The organism is Shewanella mangrovi (genome assembly GCF_000753795.1).
In the GTDB taxonomy this organism is placed as follows: Bacteria; Pseudomonadota; Gammaproteobacteria; order Enterobacterales; family Shewanellaceae; genus Shewanella; species Shewanella mangrovi.
Window position 1 is genome coordinate 444,722 of record NZ_JPEO01000002.1, and the last position, 21,964, is coordinate 466,685.

17 protein-coding genes are annotated in these 21,964 nt (G+C 49.3%); 13 read left to right on the plus strand and 4 right to left on the minus strand.

Annotated features, from left to right (window positions below; genetic code table 11):
* Positions 1–52: 52 nt before the first annotated feature.
* A complete protein-coding gene (gene fadJ, locus HR45_RS04560; RefSeq protein WP_037440083.1) occupies positions 53–2,206 on the minus strand; it encodes a fatty acid oxidation complex subunit alpha FadJ in 2,154 nt (717 codons plus the stop codon).
* Position 2,207: 1 nt separating this feature from the next.
* On the minus strand, positions 2,208–3,518 hold the full coding sequence (gene fadI, locus HR45_RS04565) for an acetyl-CoA C-acyltransferase FadI (protein WP_037440085.1): 1,311 nt from the start codon (positions 3,516–3,518) through the stop codon (positions 2,208–2,210).
* A gap of 584 nt (positions 3,519–4,102) precedes the next feature.
* Here fadI and HR45_RS04570 point away from each other — a divergent pair.
* Genes HR45_RS04570 through HR45_RS04595 form a run of 6 tightly spaced genes read left to right on the plus strand, consistent with a single transcriptional unit; the run spans position 4,103 to position 11,507 of the window.
* A complete protein-coding gene (locus HR45_RS04570) occupies positions 4,103–5,059 on the plus strand; it encodes an AAA family ATPase (protein ID WP_037440087.1) in 957 nt (318 codons plus the stop codon).
* Complete coding sequence (locus HR45_RS04575; protein ID WP_037440089.1) at positions 5,059–5,994, plus strand: DUF58 domain-containing protein; 936 nt, start codon at positions 5,059–5,061, stop codon at positions 5,992–5,994. The genes HR45_RS04570 and HR45_RS04575 overlap by 1 nt, the downstream gene beginning before the upstream one ends.
* Positions 5,995–5,996: 2 nt before the next feature.
* Entirely contained in the window at positions 5,997–6,524 is a 528-nt protein-coding gene (locus HR45_RS04580; protein ID WP_162180641.1) for a DUF4381 domain-containing protein, read from the plus strand.
* Positions 6,518–7,504, plus strand: a complete 987-nt coding sequence (locus HR45_RS04585; protein ID WP_037440091.1) for a vWA domain-containing protein — start codon at positions 6,518–6,520, stop codon at positions 7,502–7,504. Before HR45_RS04580 ends, HR45_RS04585 begins: the two co-directional genes overlap by 7 nt.
* The gene (locus HR45_RS04590; protein WP_052074503.1) at positions 7,501–9,894 is read left to right on the plus strand and encodes a vWA domain-containing protein; all 2,394 of its coding nucleotides are present in this window, start codon (positions 7,501–7,503) and stop codon (positions 9,892–9,894) included. The genes HR45_RS04585 and HR45_RS04590 overlap by 4 nt, the downstream gene beginning before the upstream one ends.
* On the plus strand, positions 9,888–11,507 hold the full coding sequence (locus tag HR45_RS04595) for a BatD family protein (protein WP_241461051.1): 1,620 nt from the start codon (positions 9,888–9,890) through the stop codon (positions 11,505–11,507). The genes HR45_RS04590 and HR45_RS04595 overlap by 7 nt, the downstream gene beginning before the upstream one ends.
* A 75-nt stretch (positions 11,508–11,582) precedes the next feature.
* Here the strand turns inward: HR45_RS04595 and HR45_RS04600 are convergent, their stop codons facing one another.
* Positions 11,583–13,436 carry a choice-of-anchor I family protein gene (locus tag HR45_RS04600; RefSeq protein WP_037440093.1) on the minus strand — a complete coding sequence of 618 codons (1,854 nt, stop codon included), beginning with the start codon at positions 13,434–13,436 and terminating at the stop codon, positions 11,583–11,585.
* 208 nt (positions 13,437–13,644) lie between these two features.
* Between HR45_RS04600 and HR45_RS04605 the strand changes: the two genes are divergently transcribed.
* From HR45_RS04605 to pstB, 7 genes are all read left to right on the plus strand, one after another.
* Positions 13,645–14,868 (plus strand): multidrug effflux MFS transporter, encoded by a 1,224-nt coding sequence (locus tag HR45_RS04605; protein ID WP_241461052.1) that lies wholly within the window; start codon positions 13,645–13,647, stop codon positions 14,866–14,868.
* A 297-nt stretch (positions 14,869–15,165) separates the two neighbouring features.
* Positions 15,166–16,887, plus strand: a complete 1,722-nt coding sequence (locus HR45_RS04610; RefSeq protein WP_037440095.1) for an acetolactate synthase 3 large subunit — start codon at positions 15,166–15,168, stop codon at positions 16,885–16,887.
* Positions 16,887–17,384 (plus strand): acetolactate synthase small subunit, encoded by a 498-nt coding sequence (ilvN, locus tag HR45_RS04615; RefSeq protein ID WP_037440097.1) that lies wholly within the window; start codon positions 16,887–16,889, stop codon positions 17,382–17,384. Before HR45_RS04610 ends, ilvN begins: the two co-directional genes overlap by 1 nt.
* A 241-nt stretch (positions 17,385–17,625) precedes the next feature.
* Positions 17,626–18,669 carry a phosphate ABC transporter substrate-binding protein PstS gene (pstS, locus tag HR45_RS04620; protein ID WP_081933378.1) on the plus strand — a complete coding sequence of 348 codons (1,044 nt, stop codon included), beginning with the start codon at positions 17,626–17,628 and terminating at the stop codon, positions 18,667–18,669.
* A 70-nt stretch (positions 18,670–18,739) separates the two neighbouring features.
* Entirely contained in the window at positions 18,740–19,675 is a 936-nt protein-coding gene (gene pstC, locus HR45_RS04625; protein WP_037440099.1) for a phosphate ABC transporter permease subunit PstC, read from the plus strand.
* Positions 19,672–20,502: a phosphate ABC transporter permease PstA gene (gene pstA, locus HR45_RS04630; RefSeq protein WP_037440100.1), complete on the plus strand. Its 831-nt coding sequence runs from the start codon at positions 19,672–19,674 to the stop codon at positions 20,500–20,502. The genes pstC and pstA overlap by 4 nt, the downstream gene beginning before the upstream one ends.
* Entirely contained in the window at positions 20,502–21,314 is an 813-nt protein-coding gene (gene pstB, locus HR45_RS04635) for a phosphate ABC transporter ATP-binding protein PstB (RefSeq protein WP_037440102.1), read from the plus strand. Before pstA ends, pstB begins: the two co-directional genes overlap by 1 nt.
* Before the next feature lie 79 nt (positions 21,315–21,393).
* On the opposite strand, the gene HR45_RS04640 is transcribed toward pstB, so the two are convergent.
* Positions 21,394–21,936 (minus strand): HD domain-containing protein, encoded by a 543-nt coding sequence (locus HR45_RS04640; RefSeq protein WP_037440104.1) that lies wholly within the window; start codon positions 21,934–21,936, stop codon positions 21,394–21,396.
* Positions 21,937–21,964: the final 28 nt, after the last annotated feature.

The following is a 21,964-nucleotide window of genomic DNA, read 5'->3' on the forward strand; positions in this document are numbered from 1 at the left end:
CCCGATAACAGAAAAGGCGCCGCAATTGGCGCCTTTTTAATGACTGAATCCGCTATGGGTGAAACTTACGCTGCTCAGCGGCCATCGACTCTAGTAAGGCAGCTGGCGCAAAACGTTCTCCATAACGCTGTTGGTAACCTTTCAGTATCGTCACCAGATTGGCTGCCCCTAAACTGTCGATGTAGCGGAATGGCCCACCAAGAAACGGCGGAAATCCTATGCCGAAAATGGCGCCAATATCGCCATCACGGGCACATTCGATAATCCCCTCTTCCAGACAACGCACGGCTTCGTTAAGCATCTGCACCACACAACGCTCGGCCAAATTAGCATGTTCTGTACTCGTGCCGGGTGTAATTCCCAATACCTTATACACTGAACTATCGACCTGCTTTTTGTTGCCTTGACGCTTGATGCGCTCCATCAGCGATGGCTTACCATAACGGTAGAAACCTTTGCCATTTTTACGGCCTTTACGATCATCCACGAGCAGTTTTTCAAACGCCGCTGGCGCCTGAAAACGTGATCCCAGTTCCGACTCTAAGATCGGCCCAATCTTAGCGCCAACATCAATGCCAACTTCATCAAGCAGCGTGATAGGACCAACGGGGAAACCAAATTTCACCAACGCTCTATCGAGCTCCTCGATCGTATTGCCCTCAAGCAGTAACTGCGCCGCTTCATTCATGTACAGCGCCAAAATACGGTTCACATAAAAACCGGCGCCATCCTTGACCACAATCGGCGTTTTGCCCTGTTTACGCGCAAATGCGACCGTCGTAGCGATGGTTTCTGGCGAGGTTTTCTCGTGGGCAATAACCTCTACCAGCGGCATTTTTTCTACCGGTGAGAAGTAATGTAAACCAATGACGTTTTCTGGTCGCATCGCCACCGAGGCAATTTGCCCGATTGGGAGCGATGAAGTATTTGATGCAAATACGGTATGTTCACTGCATTCGCGTTCGATATCCTGCACCATTTGATGTTTTAGGCTAAGGTCTTCAAACACTGCCTCCACAACAATATCGGCATCTTTTACGCCCACATAATCAACCGTGGTACTCATCAGTGACATCTGTTTATCACGCTGCTGCGGCGTCATATGACGGCGCTGTACACCTTTACTCATTAGCTTATAGGCATAGGCCAGCGCATTTGATAACCCTTGTTGACTAATATCTTTGACGCGCACCGGAATTTTAGCTTTTGAGACGGTGACCGAGGCAATGCCACCGCCCATCAAACCACCGCCTAAGACCACGGCTTTGCTGACCTTGCGCGGCGTGGCATCCGCAGCACCCGTTTCCTTCTTCATCTCAGTGGTGGCAAAAAAGATCGAGCGCAGTGCCGCAGACTCTGGCGTCATCACCAACTCACCAAAATAACGCGCTTCGGTAGACAAGCCGGCCGCCATGCCTTCATCGGCACCAATTCGTACCGCCTCAATAATTCTTAATGGGGCCGGATAATTGCCTTTGGTTTTGCCCTCAACCTGTTTGCGCGCTTGTTCAAACAATATATTACGGCCAAAGTGGCTGGTTTCCAGCGCCAGCTCCAGCGCAGATTGCTTACGCTTTGCGCGACGTTTACCTGACTGTACCAACTGAATTGCAGCCTCTAACAGAATGGTGTTCGGCACCACATCATCAACGAGACCGAGCTTTAATGCTTGTTTCGCTCTGAGTTGCTTGCCAGTCAGCATCAGATCTAACGCTTTGGCAATCCCAATTAGCTTTGGCAAACGCTGAGTACCGCCGCTACCAGGCAAGAGGCCTAACTGCACTTCCGGCAAACCGAGCATGGTTTTCGCATCATCACTACAAACCCGCTTGTGGCAAGCCAGCGCCAGTTCTAAACCGCCGCCGAGACAAGCCCCGTGAATAGCAGCCACGACGGGCATCGCCAGATTTTCAAGCTCAGCAAACAGTTTATGCCCAGCTGCAGAGAGTTCACTGGCCTTATCACTGGTATCGCAAGCGTCGAGCATGGAGATATCTGCACCAGCAACAAAAGAATCCTTTTTACCGGAAATAACCACCAGCCCTTTAATGCTACTGTCGTTGCGGATCTCGGCTAACAACGCCGTCATCTCAGGCACAAATTCAGCTTTCAGGGTATTCATGCTGTCGCCAATCACATCCATGGTCAACAGTGCAATACCGTCGTCGCGACGCGTCAGCGTAAAGGTGTTATTTGAGGTTGTCATATTACTCCACCTCCAAAATCATCGCCGTTCCCAAGCCGCCTGCCGCACAAGCGGTCGTCAATGCCGTGCCGCCTCCGCGACGTTTAAGTTCATTGCACACTTGAGTAATGAGTCGCGTACCTGTGGCAGCAAATGGATGGCCGTAAGCCAATGAACCACCAAGTACATTAAATTTATCCATATCAATTTCGCCTATCGCACGGCTTTGACCGAGTTGCTCTTGAGCAAACTTCTTCGAGGCAAACATCTTAATATTGGCGAGGGTTTGTGCGGCAAATGCTTCGTGCATTTCAATCAAATCCAGATCTTCCAACTGCATGCCCGCACGTTGGAGTGCCAGCGGCGTCGCATAGGATGGCCCCATGAGCATATCCTGCCATACATCAATGGCAGTAAAAGCGTAACTTTTGATATACCCCATCGGCTGATAACCAAGTGCTTTGGCCTTGCCTTCACTCATCAGCAATACCGCCGATGCGCCATCGGTTAATGGAGTACTGGTGGCGGCGGTAACAGTGCCGTGCTTGTGGTCAAATACTGGTTTGAGTTTGGCGTATGATTCAATTGACGAGTTGTCGCGAATATTGTTGTCACGTTCGATAAAGCCCTTGTATGGAGGTACATGCGCCACCATTACTTCTTGGGCGAGCTTACCTTCACTCCAACTTTTGCTTGCCAGCGTATGAGAGCGATGTGCCAAAGCATCCTGATCGGCGCGGCTGATATTATGCGTTTTCGCCATCTGCTCGGCGGTCTGTCCCATTGACAAACCAGTGGAATATTCAGCGACTGCCGGTGGAACGGGCAACAAATCTTTCGGGCGAATGCTGCCAATGATTTTCAGACGTTGCGATAAACTGCGCGCTTTACTGAGATCCAGCAGCGCAATTGCCAGCTTTTTGCTGACGCCGACTGGCAATAAAGAAGACGAATCCGCGCCGCCGGCAATACCAATCTCGATATTGCCACACATAATCGCTTCGGCAACGTTAACCGTAGATTGAAAACTGGTCGCGCAGGCCCGTGTCACGCTGTAGGCATCAGTGCTGACTTGCATACCGGTGCCGAGCACAATTTCGCGGGCAATATTGGGAGCGGCGGGCATTTGTACCACTTGACCATAAACCAGTTGCTCCACCAATTTAGCGTCTAATTCGCAACGCTGCAGTAACTCAGACACCACCATTTTGCCCAAGTCCAGCGCCGACATACCGTGAAAAGCAGTTGCTTGGCGCGCAAACGGCGTACGTAACCCGGCTACAATGGCGATGCGTTCGCCGCGAGCATTGGTTAACTGTTGTTTATCACTCATTCGTCGTCCTTCTCCACAGATCGTTCCCGGTCACAGGGAAAAGCTAATCTCTCGATTTTTACCTAGCACCGCCATAGCGCCGCAACAGGTCTGACCATCAAAATGTGATCTGATTCTAGCTTTTTATTCTCAGGTTTTAAACAGTCGTTTAGATTTTTTGCTGGGGAATTTCTGTGCGAATAACTTAAGTCGATGAAATTAAAACTCACTTAAGCTGTCGAAGACTAGACTACAAGCCTTGTTAAGATAAGAGTGTGGTAAGGTTAGGACAGCTTCTGTGTTCGCTTTCAGCGCAGTGTTGTGTCCAAGCTAACGCGCTCATCTTAATGAATTATGCGATACCACACGTTTGTGAATTTATTGCCGCTGCGGCTGCCATCACGCATTGCTCCGTACTGATAGCTCATGCATGACCATTACTGGGGCAAAGCGCCGCGATATACAATTGTGATAACGCGCCTTTGTAACCTGAAAAAAGTTTAACTTTTAATTTAAGGTGATTTGTACTTCAATCGGCGTAAGCCAAGGCAAAGTAACGTAATTTTGGGCGCTTACGCTCAACCTTTAGTAAGAGAATAATTGATATGCCACTCAGCAATTTTCATGCGTTAAGACGCTATCTCGACAAGATTATTTTGGGGCAACCCACGCTCACCGAAAACCTGTTAATTGCATTAATTGCCGATGGTCATTTATTGGTAGAAGGCCCTCCAGGGCTGGCAAAAACTCGTGCGGTTAAGGCCTTGTGCGACGGCATTGAAGGCGACTTTCACCGAATTCAGTTTACCCCTGATTTGTTACCTGCCGATTTAACCGGTACCGATATCTACCGCGCACAAACTGGCACCTTTGAGTTTGAAGCGGGACCCGTCTTTCATAACTTAATTCTGGCCGATGAGATCAACCGCGCTCCCGCGAAGGTGCAGTCAGCGTTGTTAGAAGCGATGGCAGAGGGCCAAGTCACCGTTGGCAAGCATTCATATAAATTGCCCGAGCTGTTTTTAGTAATGGCGACACAAAACCCGCTGGAAAACGAAGGCACCTATCCACTGCCAGAAGCCCAGTTAGACCGCTTTTTGATGCACTTAAACCTCGACTATCCGTCGGCAGAGACCGAACTGGAAATCATGCGGCTGTCACGCAACGAAGCCAAAACCCAGCAGATCGAACGTATTACACCAATTGCGCAGGCTGAAGTGTTTACCGCACGTAAACAGGCGTTGGAAATCTACTTAGCGGAGCCGCTGGAGCGCTATATCGTCGATATTATTAGTGCCACCCGCCAGCCGCAACGCTTCAGCGACCAGTTAGCCAAATGGCTCGAATACGGCGTTAGCCCACGGGCAACCCAATCGATAGAACGTTGTGCTCGTGCGCGCGCTTGGTTGAAAGAACGCGACTTCGTAGCGCCAGAAGATATTCAGGCGGTTGTGCCCAACGTACTGCGTCACCGGTTGCTGCTAAGTTATCAGGCGCAAGCTGAAGGCGTTAGCCGTGATGAAGTGATCAACCATATTTTGAGTCAGGTAGCGGTTCCCTAATGAGTGCAGCAATCAATGAACTACTGCCGCAGTTTGCTGATGGAGTTCATCTGCATGAGGCTGAACTGTTAGCCTGCCGTAATCTGGCGCGCGCGCTGCCTGACCGTCAGGCGCGTGCCCGTGCAGCCATGTCTGGCCATCGTAGTAGCCTTATCAAAGGGCGAGGCATGGAGTTCGCCGAAGTCCGCCATTATCAACAAGGCGATGATATTCGTACGATTGACTGGCGCGTAACGGCGCGCACCGGGAAAGCGCACACTAAGCTTTTTGTTGAAGAGCGCGAGCGACCTGTGCTGTTGTTGGTCGACATGAAACACAGTCTCTATTTCGGCTCTACGCTGTTGCTGCAAGCGGTACAAGCGGCTCATCTGGCCGCCACGCTAGGCTGGAATGCGATACAACAAGGAGACCGAATCGGGGCCTTGATTGTGTCAGATAATCAGCCGCGAGAGTTAAAGCCACGAGCGCGTGAACAAGGCATTCTGGCGTTGATTTCAGCGCTGACGCAAGTGCATCAAACACAACTTAATCGCGCAGAGTCACAATCTCCCGAACAGCTAATGGCGCATAGTTGCCGGCAGCTTGCGCGAATTGTCAAACCCGGTTCTATGGTGTGGATTATCACCGATGGCACTGGCTTTAACGACGATTGCTTGCAGGCATTGACCAATGTCAAACGTCACAGTGAGATTGCCGCGTTTGTGGTGTCTGATCCGCTGCGCAGCGGTGCTTTACCCTTACCAAAACGTTTTACGCTGCCTGTCAAAGATAACGGTAAATCAATGCTACTTGACCGTCACAGTTACGATGCATGGCTATTACGTCAGCAACAACAGATGCAGCAATTTGAACACATGATGCAATCCTTGCGCGCCAGCGTGCGCCGCATTGATGCTGGTACCAACCTTAATCAACAACTGAATTTGTTACGATGAGTGTGAGTTCTTCCTCCCCAAACCCAGCGCTTGCCAACATGCAGGATATTCAACTGCCTGCAGACATCGGTTGGTGGCCGCTGGCCCCCGGTATTTGGGCGGTTGCGATTATCAGCTTGCTCCTGATACTGTTCGCCAGCATTTGGCTGATAAAAGTGTTGCGTCAACGTCGCCAACAACGAGCCGCAGCCAAAGAGGCACTGGTCTTACTCGACCAATTAGACAGTGACGATCCGCAATTGCCGGTTATCCTCAGTGCGCTATTAAAGCGTACCGCAATTAGCTATGGGCAACGCCAAGATGTCGCGGGGCTGACTGACGACAACTGGTATCACTATTTAGATCAAGTGCTGCCAGAGGCGGAACGCGGACAATTCGCCAACTTACTACAGCATCGCTATCGTCGTCCAGGGGCGACGATTGACGGCCGTCAACTCCTGCAGTTAACACGCAGCTGGCTGCAGCATGCCCCGCAGCACTTTGGCAAAAAAGCGCAAACTCGCAACGATATTAAGGAGGCAGCATGTTAACTCTGGCATGGCCTTGGTTGCTGATTTTGCTGCCGCTGCCGTTAATTATTCGCCGCAAACCGACAGTGTTGACCGGCGGACAACTGAATCTGCCAGGCGTCGCGGGCTATGCCAATAGCGCCGCAACGGTAACTACTGGCAAACGTCCATGGTTGCTTTGGTGTCTGTGGTGTTTATTGGTGTTAGCCATTGCCAGACCGCAGTGGTTGGGTGAACCAATAGAGCTCCCTACTAAAGGTAGAGACTTGATGGTTGCAGTCGACCTATCCGGCAGTATGCAGATTGAAGACATGGTACTTGATGGCAAAACCGTCGACCGTTTTAGTGTGATTCAAAAAGTGGTCAGCGACTTTATCGAACGCCGCAAGGGAGACCGTATCGGACTAATTTTGTTTGGTGATAACGCCTATCTGCAAGCACCTTTGACCCAAGACCGCCGTTCGGTCGCTCAATATCTGCAAGAAGCCCAAATCGGCTTGGTGGGAAAGCAAACCGATATTGGTGATGCCATTGCGTTAGCCGTAAAGCGCTTTGATCGCATGGAAAAAAGTAACCGTGTGCTTATTCTGCTCACCGACGGTTCGAATAACACTGGCACCATCATGCCAGATCAGGCGACTGAGATTGCCGCCAAGCGCGGTGTGACTATCTATACCATTGGCTTAGGTGCTGATGTGATGGAACGCCGAACCCTGTTTGGCATCGAGCGAGTTAATCCATCGGCCGATCTCGATGAAGCACAATTGAAACGCATTGCCGATAAAACCCACGGCCGTTACTTCCGCGCCCGTAATCCTAAGGATTTAGACGCGATTTACCAAGAAATCGATAAGCTCGAACCAATAAGCCGCGATGCGCTGAGTTATCGTCCACAGTCAGAGCTATTTTACTGGCCACTTGGTCTTGCACTGCTGTTAGTGTTGTTGCAAGCCATTGTCAGTATGTTGCCTGCAAGCCGTGAATACGGGAGGAATGCATGAGTCTACATTTCATTCGTCCCGAGTGGTTTGCCGCACTTGTCCCTCTGGCGGTAATGCTGTGGTGGCTAGCGAAGAAAAACCCAGCACAATCGAGTTGGAACCGCTATATTGCACCGCACTTGGCAACCACGTTAATCAGCAGCGGTGCTGTTGAAAAGAAATCGCAACTACCTTGGTTGGCCTTTAGCTGCATCATCGCCATTTTGGCGTTAACCGGACCAGCCTTGTACCAAAAACCTATGCCCGTTTTTGCCAGTAGCGAAGGCCGAGTGGTGGTGATGGATATGTCACTGTCGATGTATGCCACCGATATAACACCGAATCGTCTTACTCAAAGTCGTTTTCGTGCCACTGATTTACTGAATGGCATCAAAGATGGCGAAACCGGACTTATTGCCTACGCGGGAGATGCGTTTGTCATAAGTCCGCTCACCCGTGACAGCAACACGCTACTTAATCTGTTACCCACATTAAGCCCGGACATTATGCCAGTGCTCGGTTCTAACCTACCAAAAGCACTAGCCAAGGCAAAAGAGTTGCTGACTCAGGGCGGACATATTCGTGGTGATATTGTGCTGGTCACCGATGGCGTCCATAGCGACCAGCTCAATGCTGCTAAAGCGGAGCTGCGCGGTAGCCAATATCGTCTGGATATTCTTGCCATCGGCACTCAACAGGGAGCGCCCATCAAACTGCCAAACGGGCAGCTGATGCGAGATAGCAAAAACGACTTAGTCGTGCCAAGCACCGACTTTAACCAACTCAATGAATTAGCACAGGCAACGGGCGGTAAACTGTTCCCTTACGCCAACGACGGCAGTGATCTCACCAAGCTACGCGATTGGTTACAAGCAGATGATGAAGCGGCAGGCGCAGCCGCCACCCAACTTACAGGGGATACTTGGTTTGATTTAGGGCCGTATATTGCTGTGTTATTGTTGTTGCCACTGCTATTAGCATTCCGTGTTGGACTGCCATTAATGGCGCTGTTACTGGTACCGCTTACGCTAAGCCTTACGCCTACGCCAGCCAGTGCCAGCACATGGGATAATTTGTGGCAGACACAAGATCAACAAGGTATGGCCGCCTATCGTCAAGGCGACTTTAAAAACGCGGCTGACAAATTCACCTCCCCCGCTTGGCAAGGTGCGGCCAAGTACAAGGCGGGCGATTATCAAGGCGCATTAGACGCATTTGAGCACGATAGCTCTGCACAAGGTCATTACAACCAAGGCAATGCTCTGATGCAGCTTGGCCAATACGCTGAAGCAGAGAAACGCTACAACAAAGCCTTGGAGCAAAATCCCAACATGGCCGAAGCCAAGCGCAATAAGGCCTTAGCGGAAAAACTGGATAAGCAACAGCAACAGCAAAAGCAGCAAGGCAACCAAGACCAGAAGGACCAGAAGGACCAGAAGGACCAGAAGGACCAGAAGGACCAGAAGGACCAGAAGGACCAGAAGGACCAGAAGGACCAGAAGGACCAGAAGGACCAGAAGGACCAGAAGGACCAGAAGGACCAGAAGGACCAGAAGGACCAGAAGGACCAGAAGGACCAGAAGGACCAGAAGGACCAGAAGGACCAGAAGGACCAGAAGGACCAGAAGGACCAGAAGGACCAGAAGGACCAGAAGGACCAGAAGGACCAGAAGGACCAGAAGGACCAGAAGGACCAGAAGGACCAGAAGGACCAGAAGGACCAGAAGGACCAGAAGGACCAGAAGGACCAGAAGGACCAGAAGGACCAGAAGGACCAGAAGGACCAGAAGGACCAGAAGGACCAGAAGGACCAGAAGGACCAGAAGGACGATAAGCCACAGCAAGACCAAGGCAAACAGAACTCTCAAGGCGATTCGCAACAGGGTTCCGATCAGTCACAGTCTGGTGATAAGCAACAAAGCCAAGATGGTCAGCAAGGTCAGCAAGGTCAGCAAGGTCAGCAAGGTCAGCAAGGTCAGCAAGGTCATGATAAAGCAGCCAAAGACCAAACTGCAGCGTCGCAACAAAACTCTGCCGAGCAAAATAACCAGCAAAAGGGTAAATCCGAAACGCCGTCAGCCGCCAATGAGCAACAAGAGCAGGCGCAGCAAGCTCCTGCAATGCAAGCTCAAGCAGGCAGTGATAACAAGACTCAAGATGCCGATGCCGCAGCGACTGCGGCGCAACCACAAGCTGGCAATAGCGAAGAGGACAAGCAAAACGAGCAACATCCCAATAGTGGTACCATCAAAGCCAAGCAGGCTAACCCTGATGAGTTACCCCCAGATATGAGCCGAGCGCTGAAAGCCGTGGTCGACGATCCGGCAGCGCTGTTACGCAACAAAATGCAATTGGAATATCAAAAACGCCGTCAACGCGGTGAGTTACCCAAGGAACAACAAAAGTGGTAAAAGTCAGACTCACTCTTTTCCTCATGGCAGCAATATTTCTGCCACTCAAGGCCTTTGCCTTAACGCAGCTGCAAGCGTCAGTTGACCGCAATCCTGTCATGGAAAATGAATATCTGGCGTTAACCGTGACAGCTGATGATGAGTTGGCCAGCAATGCGTTGGATACATCAGCGCTGCTGAAAGACTTCGTCGTCGGCCGCACCAGCGTTAGCCGCAGCACTCAGATCGTCAATTTTGATACGCACAAAGAAACCAACTGGCAGATATTACTTAAGCCAAAACACCAGGGGGTTGTTACAGTACCTGCGCTCGAAGTACAAGGCGTAAAATCTCAGCCGATTGCCCTGCAAGTTGTTGATGCCCAAAGCCAACCGCAACAAGCGAAAAATCTCTTCTTAAAAGCGACCGTCTCAGATAAAGAGGCCTATGTTGGCCAAATGCTCAGCTACAAAGTGAAACTCTATCTGGCAGTAGATCTACAACGCGGCGTGCTATCGGCGCCCAATACTGGTGGTGCACAAGTCAAACAAGTAGGCGATGATAAAGACAGCAGCGAGATAGTCAATGGCCGTCGCTACCGCGTGATTGAACGTACGTACAGCATTGTGGCTGATACGCCCGGAAAACTGGTGATTAGTGGCCCAACGTTCTCAGGTGATGTGTTGGTCGACTCGCCATCTCGCAGCATGTTCTCATTCCAAGAGAGCCGTCCGGTTGAAGCCCAAGGCGACAGTGTTGTCGTTAACATCAATGCTAAACCTGAAAGTTATCAAGGCGATTGGTTAGTTGCCGACTTAGTCAATCTCAGTGAAGACTGGCAGGACAAGCAAAGCTTTGAAGTGGGACAGCCGATAACCCGCAACATCACCTTGCTTGCTTCTAATGCCGACGACACCAGTTTGCCAGATGTCAAAGTGCCATTGCCGCAAGGCATGAAAAGCTACCCCGAGAAACCGCAGCGCAAAACTATGGCCCGTAACGGCCAAACAGTAGCTCAGTTAACTCAGACGGTCGCGATTGTGCCTTCCAAGGCAGGTGACTATACCCTGCCTGAGGTTAAAGTCGCTTGGTGGAATCCGCACCTGAACAAACAGCAGTTTGCCACCCTGCCCGCGCGTCATATTAGCGTAAAACCCGCAGCTAATACGCCAGCGCCACAAATTGATACACCACAGCCTCAAACGGTCACCGATAGCGGTATTTGGCCATGGACTACCGCCATTTTCGCACTGCTGTGGCTCGCCACACTGTATTTGTGGTGGCGTGCGCGCCAGCGACCTAACGCCGTGAACAATAACGATGTTAAACCTGCTCCTGCAACAAAAAACACCACGCTTGATGCCGCGATTGCGGCCCAGAATAGCGGAGAAGTTCTCAACGCACTGTTGCGTGAACTCTCAAGCTTGAGCAAGCGTTCGGTGACACTGCAAAACTTGGCAGAAATCGCACCAGAACTGGCGCAAACAGTCAGCCAAATCCAAACCGCACATTACAGCCGTGAACAAACCGACACCAAAGCCTTGTATCAACAGCTGATGACGCAACTTGAGAGTATTAAAAGAAGTAAGGGACAACGGCAGGCAAAAACCGCTTTGCAGTCACTAAATCCTTGACCAACCTCGCTAATCTAATAGTGCTATTAATAAAAAAGCTTCGAGCAATTCGAAGCTTTTTTGCATTTTCGCGAATTAGTAAATGCGATAAATACTTGTGGTACCGCTGACTTCATTGCCTACAACCAACATAGGCACACCAAACGGACTATGTTCTGCAGCAACAAATTTCATGCCTTCCGGCCCTAAATCTCCCGCCAGTTGCATATTGCCTTCATATTCACCTGTATCAGTATCTACGGCAAAATCGGTTGCAAAATCGCGGTTGACGATGTAATTGACAAAGTGCACATCAAATGGATTTGTGACGTCATATACCATAATGCCGCCAGTACGCTCCAAGCCGACGAACGCATATGTGCTGTCACCCACTTTACCAACCGCTAATGCTTCTGGCTCTGGCCCTTTATCATCACTGCGGCTATCGCCTTTATTTTCATCGTTATTGTTGTTGAAGTTTAGCCCTAATAACGATGCGGTAATGCGTTCAAAATCGCTACCGGAGTCAAATACCATGCGGCCATCGCTATCCAAAATTGAGAATGAACGACCACCATAGGCGTAAATCTTTTCGTATTCACCATCGCCGTCTTCATCCCCCATAGACGTGGTCACTTTCAGACGACCGAGCAACGTATCATCCTGAGCTGCGGAGACTTGCGGATGATTAGGCGCTAACACGAGATCATGGGCGCGTGCTTCTTCTGAGAAGCCATCATAATCACGTGAATCACCCTCATTGGCGGTGACCACAAAATCACTGCCATGCCATTGATAACTTGCAACGGTATCAGGCATATAAAGGCCATAAACGCCTTCATAAGGGCGAATGTTGACCATGTCGTCTTTATCGCTGGCATCAATTGCATTTTGCGCCAGACCAAAGTCTTTGGCCCCAAGCGCAATGAGTGACGCTACGCTCGCGTCTGCAATATTGATTTTTGCGATGGCATTGTTCTCCTGCAGGCTCACCCACGCAGTCGCAGAATCAGCACTGACGGCGATATATTCAGGTTCCAAATCCTGTGCGACTGAAGCACCTGGACCATTGATCTTAATCATCTGGCTAACTTCATCTGCGCGACTGCCGCCGATGTTAAAATCGGTAAAGCGGACTAAATTAGCACTGTCAGCTGGCTCGCCGTCTGTAACAGATATAATAGCGACCGAGCCTTCAGGATCTACATCATAAGCATTGTTAGGCTCGCCCTCGTTAGCGACCAACACCGATTTCCCGTCTGGCGTGAAGATAACATTGTCGGGCAAAGCGCCAACTTCTACCGCTTTCAGGTAGCTGTATGCCCCATCTACGCGGCGATAAAACGCCACATAGCCATTGCCCTGTTTGCTGTTGCCAGCCTCGTCGGCGCGCTCAATAGCCACGGCGAGCAAGTCATCGTGTAATGCTAAGCTGTTGACCCCACCCAAGCGCTCAAGGCCTACATCAGCAGCGACATCTAATTCATTCAGCAAAGGCAGATTATTAAGGGCTAACTCGGCACTACCGCTAACGGCTTCAGCGCTCGCAAGACCACTGGCATCCAACACATCAACACGGCCACTTACCGCATTTACGACTAATACTTTCTGCGCCACAATGTCGAAATCAACAATCTCGGCAGCGCTTAAGCCATAGACACCGCTTTCATGACGTGCCATCAACTCCATGTTGAAACCACTTGCACTGTCGTAACACAGGTTTTGCGTGTGTTGAACTTCAGTGTCCTCTAGCGTGCCGTTACCATTGCTATCCAGACCAGACTCAATCAGCTGTCCGCCATAAGTACAACTGCTGCCAACCGCTAACGCAGTAACACTCACCAAACTGTTTACACCGTTACTACCGTCCACACCATCGTTACCGTCATCGCCACACGCTGCTAACAGCAAGGCACTACTGATCAGTAGTGCGAGTTGATTGGTTTTCATTCTTCAGTCCCTAGTTTGCTACAAATTTATAACAAGCTAATGGCTGTAGGTGACAAAAATTAGACAATGCCATGACAGAATGATGGCAATCGCTTACTGAAATATGGCGTGACATTTATCACAGTTGGCAGCGTCGTAAACTCAAGCTACTATGCAATTATCCGTGCTATTTACCAATATTTTTCACCTTGTTTTTCATGGGGTTATTTTGACTGACAGCTATCAAGGCGCTTCTGCTTCCTTTTCTTTGCCACTTTATCTTTTACTGCCGATGTTATCTGCCATCATGGCGATTACGCCGCTGACCATTGATATGTACCTGCCAGCAATGTCCGCGATTGCACAAAGCTTTAACGCGAGTGTGATTGAAGTGCAGCAATCGCTCAGCGTCTATCTCGCTGGTTATGCTCTTGGCATGTTGACCTTCGGGCCGATGGCAGATCGCGTTGGTCGCAGGCCGCTGGTGCTCATTGGATTAAGCGGATTTATGTTAGCGACCCTAGGACTGGCACTCGCGAATGATTTATCAACATTTATGGTGCTGCGCTTTGTACAGGCGGTGTTGGGGTCAGCCGCTACTGTCGTTATCCCCGGTTATGTAAAAGAGATATACGGCGACAATACCGCTAAGGGTATGTCCTATGTGGGACTTATTATGATGATTGCGCCCCTTGCGGCCCCAACTATCGGTAGTTTAATTTTGGGGTTAGGTCGCTGGCAGCTCATTTTCTATGTACTGACCGTATACGCCTTGATACTGCTATTGCTCGTGGCGCTCAAGTTACATATGCCGTCGGATGCAGCCAAGGGCGAACGCAGTCAACAATCTATGCTGCGTAATTATGCAGTGGTATTTTCCCGTCCTGGCGTTAAACCCTATCTCTGTAGTGGCCTACTCTGCTCGCTCGCATTTTTCAGCTATCTGACCGCATCGCCGTTTGTCTATATGGAAGTGTTTGGCTTAAGTGAACATACGTTTGCGCTGCTATTTGCACTTAACGTTGCCGCATTAGCCATGGCGAACCTCGTCAATTCTCGTATTGTGGTCAAACACGGTTCACGCAAGATGTTGGCATTAGCCACTGCCTCGGGCACGGTCGCCGCGTTCGCGCTGGTGCTAATCAATTTTCTATCGCTGCCTTATTGGTGCACTGTCGCCGTGCTAATGCCTTTGCTGGGCTCAATGGGGATTATGTCGGTCAACAGTGATGCCATTGTGCTGATGAAATTCAAACAGGAAACTGGCACTGCAACAGCCGTTATCGGCACGCTGCGTTTTGGTGTGGGTGCACTTGCGGGCCCAATTTTAGCGCTGTTTTACACTGGCACCGCCATGCCATTTTGTACATTAATGGCGGTCGCTGTGGTGTTAGTTGGCGTCTGCCAACTGTTTACATTTCCTGGCACGCTATCCCCCAAAGCCAGTCACTAAACTCCTGTCAAAACTGGCATTTGCACTGAATGCCAGTTTGCTTCAGATCATACTTTAGTTGAAAAAAGCAGCATTTAACTCGAATGTACCTTGCTAACTGCTTGCAAAACAGCCGAATTTTCATAAGATGGCCTTCTGTTCATTTGTAACAGAGGACTCACAGCCTTACAGGGCTGCTAACCATCAGGGTTTGAGTTCAGGGTGGTGAAACATACCCGTTTCACTATTGATTATTAGCGATTACCGTCGCTGTAAAAGTTACTGTTTACCGTAACGGTATCTATTGAGGAATGACAAATGGAGATGCTTTCTGGCGCCAGCATGATCGTCCGCTCGTTGATCGACGAAGGCGTTAAACATATTTTCGGCTACCCCGGTGGCTCTGTTCTCGATATCTACGACGCACTACACGAAAAATCCCAGATAGAACATATTCTCGTACGCCACGAACAGGCAGCGGTGCACATGGCTGACGGTTATGCCCGTGCAACTGGCCAAGTGGGTGTGGTGTTGGTGACCTCAGGTCCTGGTGCAACTAACGCCATTACAGGCATTGCAACCGCCTACATGGATTCCGTCCCGATGGTGGTGCTTTCTGGCCAGGTTGCCAGTAACTTGATTGGTAATGATGCCTTCCAAGAGTGCGACATGATTGGTATTTCACGCCCTGTGGTCAAACACAGTTTCTTGGTAACCGATCCACGTGAAATTCCTAACATTATCAAGAAAGCATTCTATATCGCCTCTACCGGTCGTCCTGGTCCTGTGGTTGTCGATTTGCCAAAAGATTGCTTAAATCCCGCGCTTGAGTACGAATACCAATATCCGAAAAAGATAAAAATGCGTTCGTACAACCCAACCGTTTCTGGCCATAAAGGACAAATTCGCCGTGGCTTACAAGCACTGTTAGAAGCGAAAAAACCGGTACTTTATGTGGGCGGTGGCGCCATTATTTCAGAATGTAGCGATAAGCTGACTCAATTGGCGGAAAAGCTGAACTTACCGGTTGTCAGCACGCTGATGGGCTTGGGTGCTTTTCCCGGCAGCCACAGTAACAGCCTAGGCATGCTGGGGATGCACGGTCTGTATGAAGCCAACATGGCAATGCACAACTGCGATGTCATTTTTGGTATTGGTGTTCGCTTTGACGACCGCACTACCAATAATCTGGCCAAATACTGCCCGAATGCCAGCGTTATCCATATCGATATCGATCCAGCCTCAATCTCAAAGACGGTACATGCTGATATCCCAATTGTCGGCTCAGCCGAAGCGGTGCTGGCTGATATGCTGGAACTGTTGGATGAAGGTGTAGAAAGCGGCCAAGATACGAATGCTATTGAGCAGTGGTGGCACCAAATTAACCATTGGCGCGATCGCCAATGCCTCAACTATGAGAAATCTGCTGAGCGCATTAAGCCACAACAAGTCATTGAGACTCTGTATAAAATCACTAAAGGCGACGCTTATGTTGCGTCTGACGTTGGTCAGCACCAGATGTTTGCAGCGCTCTACTATCCGTTTGATAAACCACGTCGTTGGATTAACTCAGGTGGTCTCGGTACCATGGGCTTTGGCCTACCGGCAGCCATGGGCGTTAAGATGGCACTGCCTGATGAAACCGTCGTTTGTGTTACCGGCGATGGCTCAATTCAGATGAATATTCAGGAGCTATCAACCGCACTGCAATATGGTGTGCCGGTGAAAATCATCAACTTGAATAACCGTTTCCTTGGAATGGTGAAACAGTGGCAGGACATTATCTATGCTGGTCGCCACTCGCAATCCTACATGGATTCGGTACCGAACTTTGCCAAGATTGCCGAAGCCTACGGCCATGTGGGCATTGCTATCAGCCATCCTGACGAGCTGGAAAGCAAACTGGCTGAAGCAATGGCGCTGGAAGATCGTCTGGTATTTGTGGATATCAGCGTTGATGAAACCGAACACGTCTACCCGATGCAGATCCGTGGCGGTTCTATGAGTGATATGTGGTTGAGCAAAACGGAGAAATGCTGATGAAACGCCGAATTATTTCTGTATTGATGGAAAACCAACCTGGCGCTTTGTCTCGTGTAGTCGGCTTGTTTTCCCAACGTGGTTATAACATTGACACACTTAATGTAGCACCAACCGATGATGCCACGCTGTCACGTCTAACCGTGACCGTATTTGCCGACGAGTCAATTCTGGAGCAAATAGAGAAACAACTGCATAAGCTGATCGATGTACTCAAGGTGTCTAATATCACTGAATCTGCTTATGTGGAACGTGAATTGGCGATGATCAAAGTGCGGGCTGTTGGTGAGATGCGCGATGAAGTCAAACGCATGGCAGATATCTTCCGTGGACAGATTGTAGACGTTACGTCTAACCTCTATACCATCCAGTTAGCCGGAACATCTGAGAAATTAGACTCATTTATCAGTGCAATGGCAGAAGCCACTAAGGTCATAGAAGTGTCACGTTCAGGTGTTGTTGGCTTGGCGCGTGGCGATAAGGCCATGAAAGCCTAACTGTCATAAACATGTCACACTAACAAGACGCCACTGTGCGTCTTGTTTTATTTTTGATAAATAACAAATAGTTAATAAAAAACTAAAGCTATCTTCCAGCAGTTACCCGCCCCCTTTTCACAAAAAAATCGCAAAATATTTCGTCATATTTCATCTTTGTCACATAGCTGTCATTTAACGGTGACAAACTGCTTCGCGTCAACTAACCAACGACTGGAATGTCAAATTTTAGGATTGATATATGAATAACTTGCTTAAGGGCGCGCTGTTTGGATGTGCCATCGTTTGTTCAACTTCAGCATTCGCTGACACAGTAATCAACGGTGCTGGTGCTACCTTCCCATACCCAGTGTATGCAAAATGGGCAGAGCAGTATAACAAAGAAACTGGCGTCAAACTGAACTATCAAGCTATCGGTTCTGGCGGCGGTATCAAGCAAATTATCGCAAAAACTGTAGATTTCGGTGCATCTGATGCGCCACTGAGCAAAGATCGTCTGGACAAAGAAGGTCTGGTGCAATTTCCTGCAGTTATGGGCTCTATCGTTGCTGTTGTAAACCTGCCAGGTGTTAAAGCGGGTGAACTGAAGCTGTCTGGTGAGCTGTTAGCAGACATCTATTTAGGTAAAGTGAAAAGCTGGGATGACGCAGCAATCGCTGAATTGAACAACGGCGTTAAACTGCCTCACACGCCTATCTACACTGTACACCGCTCTGACGGTTCAGGTACTACTTACAACTTCACTGATTATCTGACTCGCGTTAGCGCTGGTTGGAAGAGCGAAATCGGTGTTGGTAAAGAAGTAGCATGGCCAAAAGCGGCTAACCAATTGGGTGGTAAAGGTAATGCTGGTGTGGCTAACTTCGTAAAACGCACCAAAGGCGCTATCGGTTATGTTGAGTTTGCGTACGCAAAAACCAACAACCTGTCTTACACTCAGCTGCAAAACAAAGCAGGTAAGTTTGTACTGCCAACTATGGGCGCTTTCCAAGCTGCTGCAGCTAACGCTGACTGGGCAAACGCTCCTGGCTTCAAACTGATTCTGAATGACCAACCAGGTGCTGAGTCATGGCCAATGACTGCTGCTACCTTCATCCTGATGCATAAAGAGCAAGCTAACGAAGCAACAGCTAAAGAAGTGCTGAAGTTCTTCGAATGGTCTTACGCAAATGGTGATGACCTAGCTGCTGGCCTGGAATATATCCCAATGCCAGACAACGTTGTGAAAATGGTTGAAACCATGTGGCACAGCGATATCAAAGCAGATGGCAAAGCGATTTACTAAGCCACTGTAATGACCCTAGCCCTCGCGGTAAGTTTGCGAGGGCTAAGCCATTTCTGAAAAGTTGAGATTTATGAGAGCAATTTCAATCGTGGATTTTCCTTGGCAAGGTGACAACCTGTTCCGTCGCGCATGTTTCGTCAGTGCTGGTCTGATATCAGTACTGATGTTTTGTATTATGTTGTCGCTGATACTCGGCGCATGGCCAGCGATGGAAAAATTTGGCCTGTCATTTTTTACCAGTACTGAATGGAACCCTGTGACCGAAGAGTTCGGCGCCCTAAACGCCCTATACGGAACTGTGGTGTCATCCATTATCGCGGTAATGCTCGCCCTCCCTGTTGGGTTAGGCGTTGCCATCTTCCTATCTGAACTCTGCCCCGCCGCAATTTCCAAGCCTTTATTTATCGCTATCGAGCTGTTAGCTGCCGTACCGTCAATTATCTACGGTATGTGGGGCTTGTTTGTGTTTGCACCTTGGTTTGCGGATGGATTTCAGATTTGGGCAAGTGACAATCTCTCAGAAATACCAGTGATCGGTACCATGTTCAGTGGTCCTCCGATGGGCGTTGGTTTGTTGACCTCGGGCATCATCTTAGCCTTTATGATTTTGCCTATTCTGACATCCCTGATTAAAGAAGCCCTGTCAACAGTACCGAAAGTATTGCGCGAAGCCACGTATGGAATCGGTGCAACCCAATTTGAAGTGATTGTGAAAGTGCTACTCCCCGCGATTAAAGGCCCTATTTTTGGCGCTTTGATTCTGGCATTGGGTCGCGCACTCGGTGAAACCATGGCGATTACCTTCGTCATCGGTGGCGCGCAGAGCATCGACACGAGTTTGTTTATGCCAGCGACGTCTATCTCGGCATCGATTGCTAACCAATTCAATGAAGCAACCGGTGATATGCACATCTCCGCCTTGATAGGACTTGGTTTAGTACTATTCATGATCACCTTTATCGTGATGGGCACCGCCCGCGTACTGCTGCGGAGGAAAGCAAAATGATCCGCAAGTTTAAAAATCAGTTATTCAAATTACTGTGCCTCGCTTCTACTGCTATCGGTTTAGGTATTTTGGTGCTCATTCTGTTCACCCTATTCCAAAAAGGGTTAGCGGGTATGAATTGGGCACTATTTACCGAAGTCACTCCAGGCCCTGGCGGTGAAGGTGGTTTGCTCAATGCCATCGTCGGCAGCGTCATCATGACGGGGCTCGGTATTTTAGTCGCTACTCCGATTGGGGTGTTGGCAGGAACCTGGCTGGCAGAGTACGGTCAAAACTCTAAGACTGCAGATACCATTCGCTTTCTGAACGGTATGCTGATGAGTGCGCCGTCAATTTTGATTGGCCTATTCGTCTATGAATTAGTGGTAGTGACTATGGGTCACTTCTCTGGTTGGGCAGGTGCAATTGCGTTAGCTATCATCGCCTTACCTGTGATTATCAGTACTACTGAAGAGATGTTAAAACTGGTACCTACTCAATTACGTGAGGCGGGTGCTGGTTTGGGTACTCCTAAATGGCGCGTGACAATGCAACTTAGCTATCGCGCCGTAGGCACAGGTATTGTGACTGGAATTCTGCTGTCAATTGCCCGTATCAGTGGCGAGACAGCACCGCTACTATTTACAGCGTTAAATTCCAGCTTTATGTCTGTAAACCCGAACGAGCCTATGGCAAACTTGCCGGTGACAATCTATCAATACGCAATGAGCCCGTACGAATCGTGGAACCAACTGGCCTGGTCCGGCGCATTGTTAATTACCATGGCCATTTTGTTCCTCAATGTTCTTTCAAGAGCATTACCACAACTTAAAAAGCGGAGGTCCTGATGAATCAGGTAGCCCAATTGAAAGATTACCAACAACCTAATGTAAACCCGTTGGTTAAGCGTATGGACATCAAAGACTTGAACTTCTTCTACGGAAAAGACAAGCGAGTGTTATTCGATGTCACCATGCCAATCTACGAAAATCACGTTACTGCGATGATCGGTCCGTCTGGTTGTGGTAAATCAACGCTATTACGTTGTTTAAACCGTATTTATGAACTGTATCCAGGCCAATATGCCGAAGGTGATGTGACCCTTGGCAGCGATATCAAAGTGCTGGATAAGAAAGTCGATTTGAATGATCTGCGCGCCAAAATCGGTATGGTGTTCCAAAAGCCAACGCCGTTCCCGATGAGTATCTACGACAACATCGCTTTTGGCATCAAGCTGTACGAAAGCCTGTCACGTAAGCAGATGGATGCGCGTGTTCAAGAAGCGTTGGAAAAAGCGCAACTGTGGAACGAAGTAAAAGACAAACTGCACACTGACGCCTCAGGTTTATCAGGCGGTCAGCAGCAACGTTTGTGTATCGCCCGCACTATCGCATTGAAACCTGATGTGATCTTGATGGACGAACCAACGTCAGCACTGGACCCAATTGCGACCCAAGGTATCGAAAAGCTGATCACTGAACTGCGCCGCGATTACACCATTGTGATTGTGACGCACAATATGCAGCAAGCGGCACGTATCTCGGACTACACCGCCTTTATGTACTTAGGTGAGTTGATTGAATTTGGTGAGACTCAACAGGTGTTTAACCAACCTAAAAATCAACGTACCCAAGACTACGTTAAGGGTACCTTCGGTTAAGTTAAGTTGGCTTGTCGATCGCGTTTTAGAAAAGGGGCTTTACGCCCCTTTTTCATTTTTTAGGCGCAGATAACGCCGATTACAGATACTGCTCATAATTGGCAATCTTTGCCATTAAGCGATTAGCGAGAAATGCATTAGCGTCTCCAAGATGATCGAGAATCATTTGGGCTTCTTGCTGATACGCCTTAATTTTTGCACTATCCCAATGCGCTGGCGGCGCTTGCAGATTAGTAATGCGGTCGGACAGTTTCACCATCCACACCGCTTTAGGCTGTTGTTTGATCCGCGCCAGGCTGTCTTGCATCTGCGTTTCTTTGCTGCCGAGCCTTGTATCTTTGGTTAACGCCAATACGCCATCCGCAATATCTTGGCCAAACTCAGCCAGAATCTGCTCGTAAGTGGTCGGCGTGTCTTCAATAGCATCGTGCAATAAGGCACATATCACCAGAATATTGGGCTGTTCCACACCACCATTCGCCACTGCGGCCATCGCTTCCATGGCGACCAAGCCAAGATGATTGATGTAGGAGATATCACTGCCGGGTAGCGTCTGACCATTGTGAATCCTAGATGCAAAATTCCATGCTTGCTGATATATATCTTGATCCCAAAGGTTCATCAATTTCTCCCTTTTATTAGTGGCATTA

Bases quoted from the DNA above. Each gene is read 5' to 3' on its own strand.
- fadJ (WP_037440083.1), bottom strand. From the start codon at position 2,206: ATGACAACCTCAAATAACACCTTTACGCTGACGCGTCGCGACGACGGT.
- fadI (WP_037440085.1), bottom strand. From the start codon at position 3,518: ATGAGTGATAAACAACAGTTAACCAATGCTCGCGGCGAACGCATCGCC.
- HR45_RS04570 (WP_037440087.1), top strand. From the start codon at position 4,103: ATGCCACTCAGCAATTTTCATGCGTTAAGACGCTATCTCGACAAGATT.
- HR45_RS04575 (WP_037440089.1), top strand. From the start codon at position 5,059: ATGAGTGCAGCAATCAATGAACTACTGCCGCAGTTTGCTGATGGAGTT.
- HR45_RS04585 (WP_037440091.1), top strand. From the start codon at position 6,518: ATGTTAACTCTGGCATGGCCTTGGTTGCTGATTTTGCTGCCGCTGCCG.
- HR45_RS04590 (WP_052074503.1), top strand. From the start codon at position 7,501: ATGAGTCTACATTTCATTCGTCCCGAGTGGTTTGCCGCACTTGTCCCT.
- HR45_RS04600 (WP_037440093.1), bottom strand. From the start codon at position 13,436: ATGAAAACCAATCAACTCGCACTACTGATCAGTAGTGCCTTGCTGTTA.
- HR45_RS04610 (WP_037440095.1), top strand. From the start codon at position 15,166: ATGGAGATGCTTTCTGGCGCCAGCATGATCGTCCGCTCGTTGATCGAC.
- ilvN (WP_037440097.1), top strand. From the start codon at position 16,887: ATGAAACGCCGAATTATTTCTGTATTGATGGAAAACCAACCTGGCGCT.
- pstS (WP_081933378.1), top strand. From the start codon at position 17,626: ATGAATAACTTGCTTAAGGGCGCGCTGTTTGGATGTGCCATCGTTTGT.
- pstC (WP_037440099.1), top strand. From the start codon at position 18,740: ATGAGAGCAATTTCAATCGTGGATTTTCCTTGGCAAGGTGACAACCTG.
- pstA (WP_037440100.1), top strand. From the start codon at position 19,672: ATGATCCGCAAGTTTAAAAATCAGTTATTCAAATTACTGTGCCTCGCT.
- pstB (WP_037440102.1), top strand. From the start codon at position 20,502: ATGAATCAGGTAGCCCAATTGAAAGATTACCAACAACCTAATGTAAAC.
- HR45_RS04640 (WP_037440104.1), bottom strand. From the start codon at position 21,936: ATGAACCTTTGGGATCAAGATATATATCAGCAAGCATGGAATTTTGCA.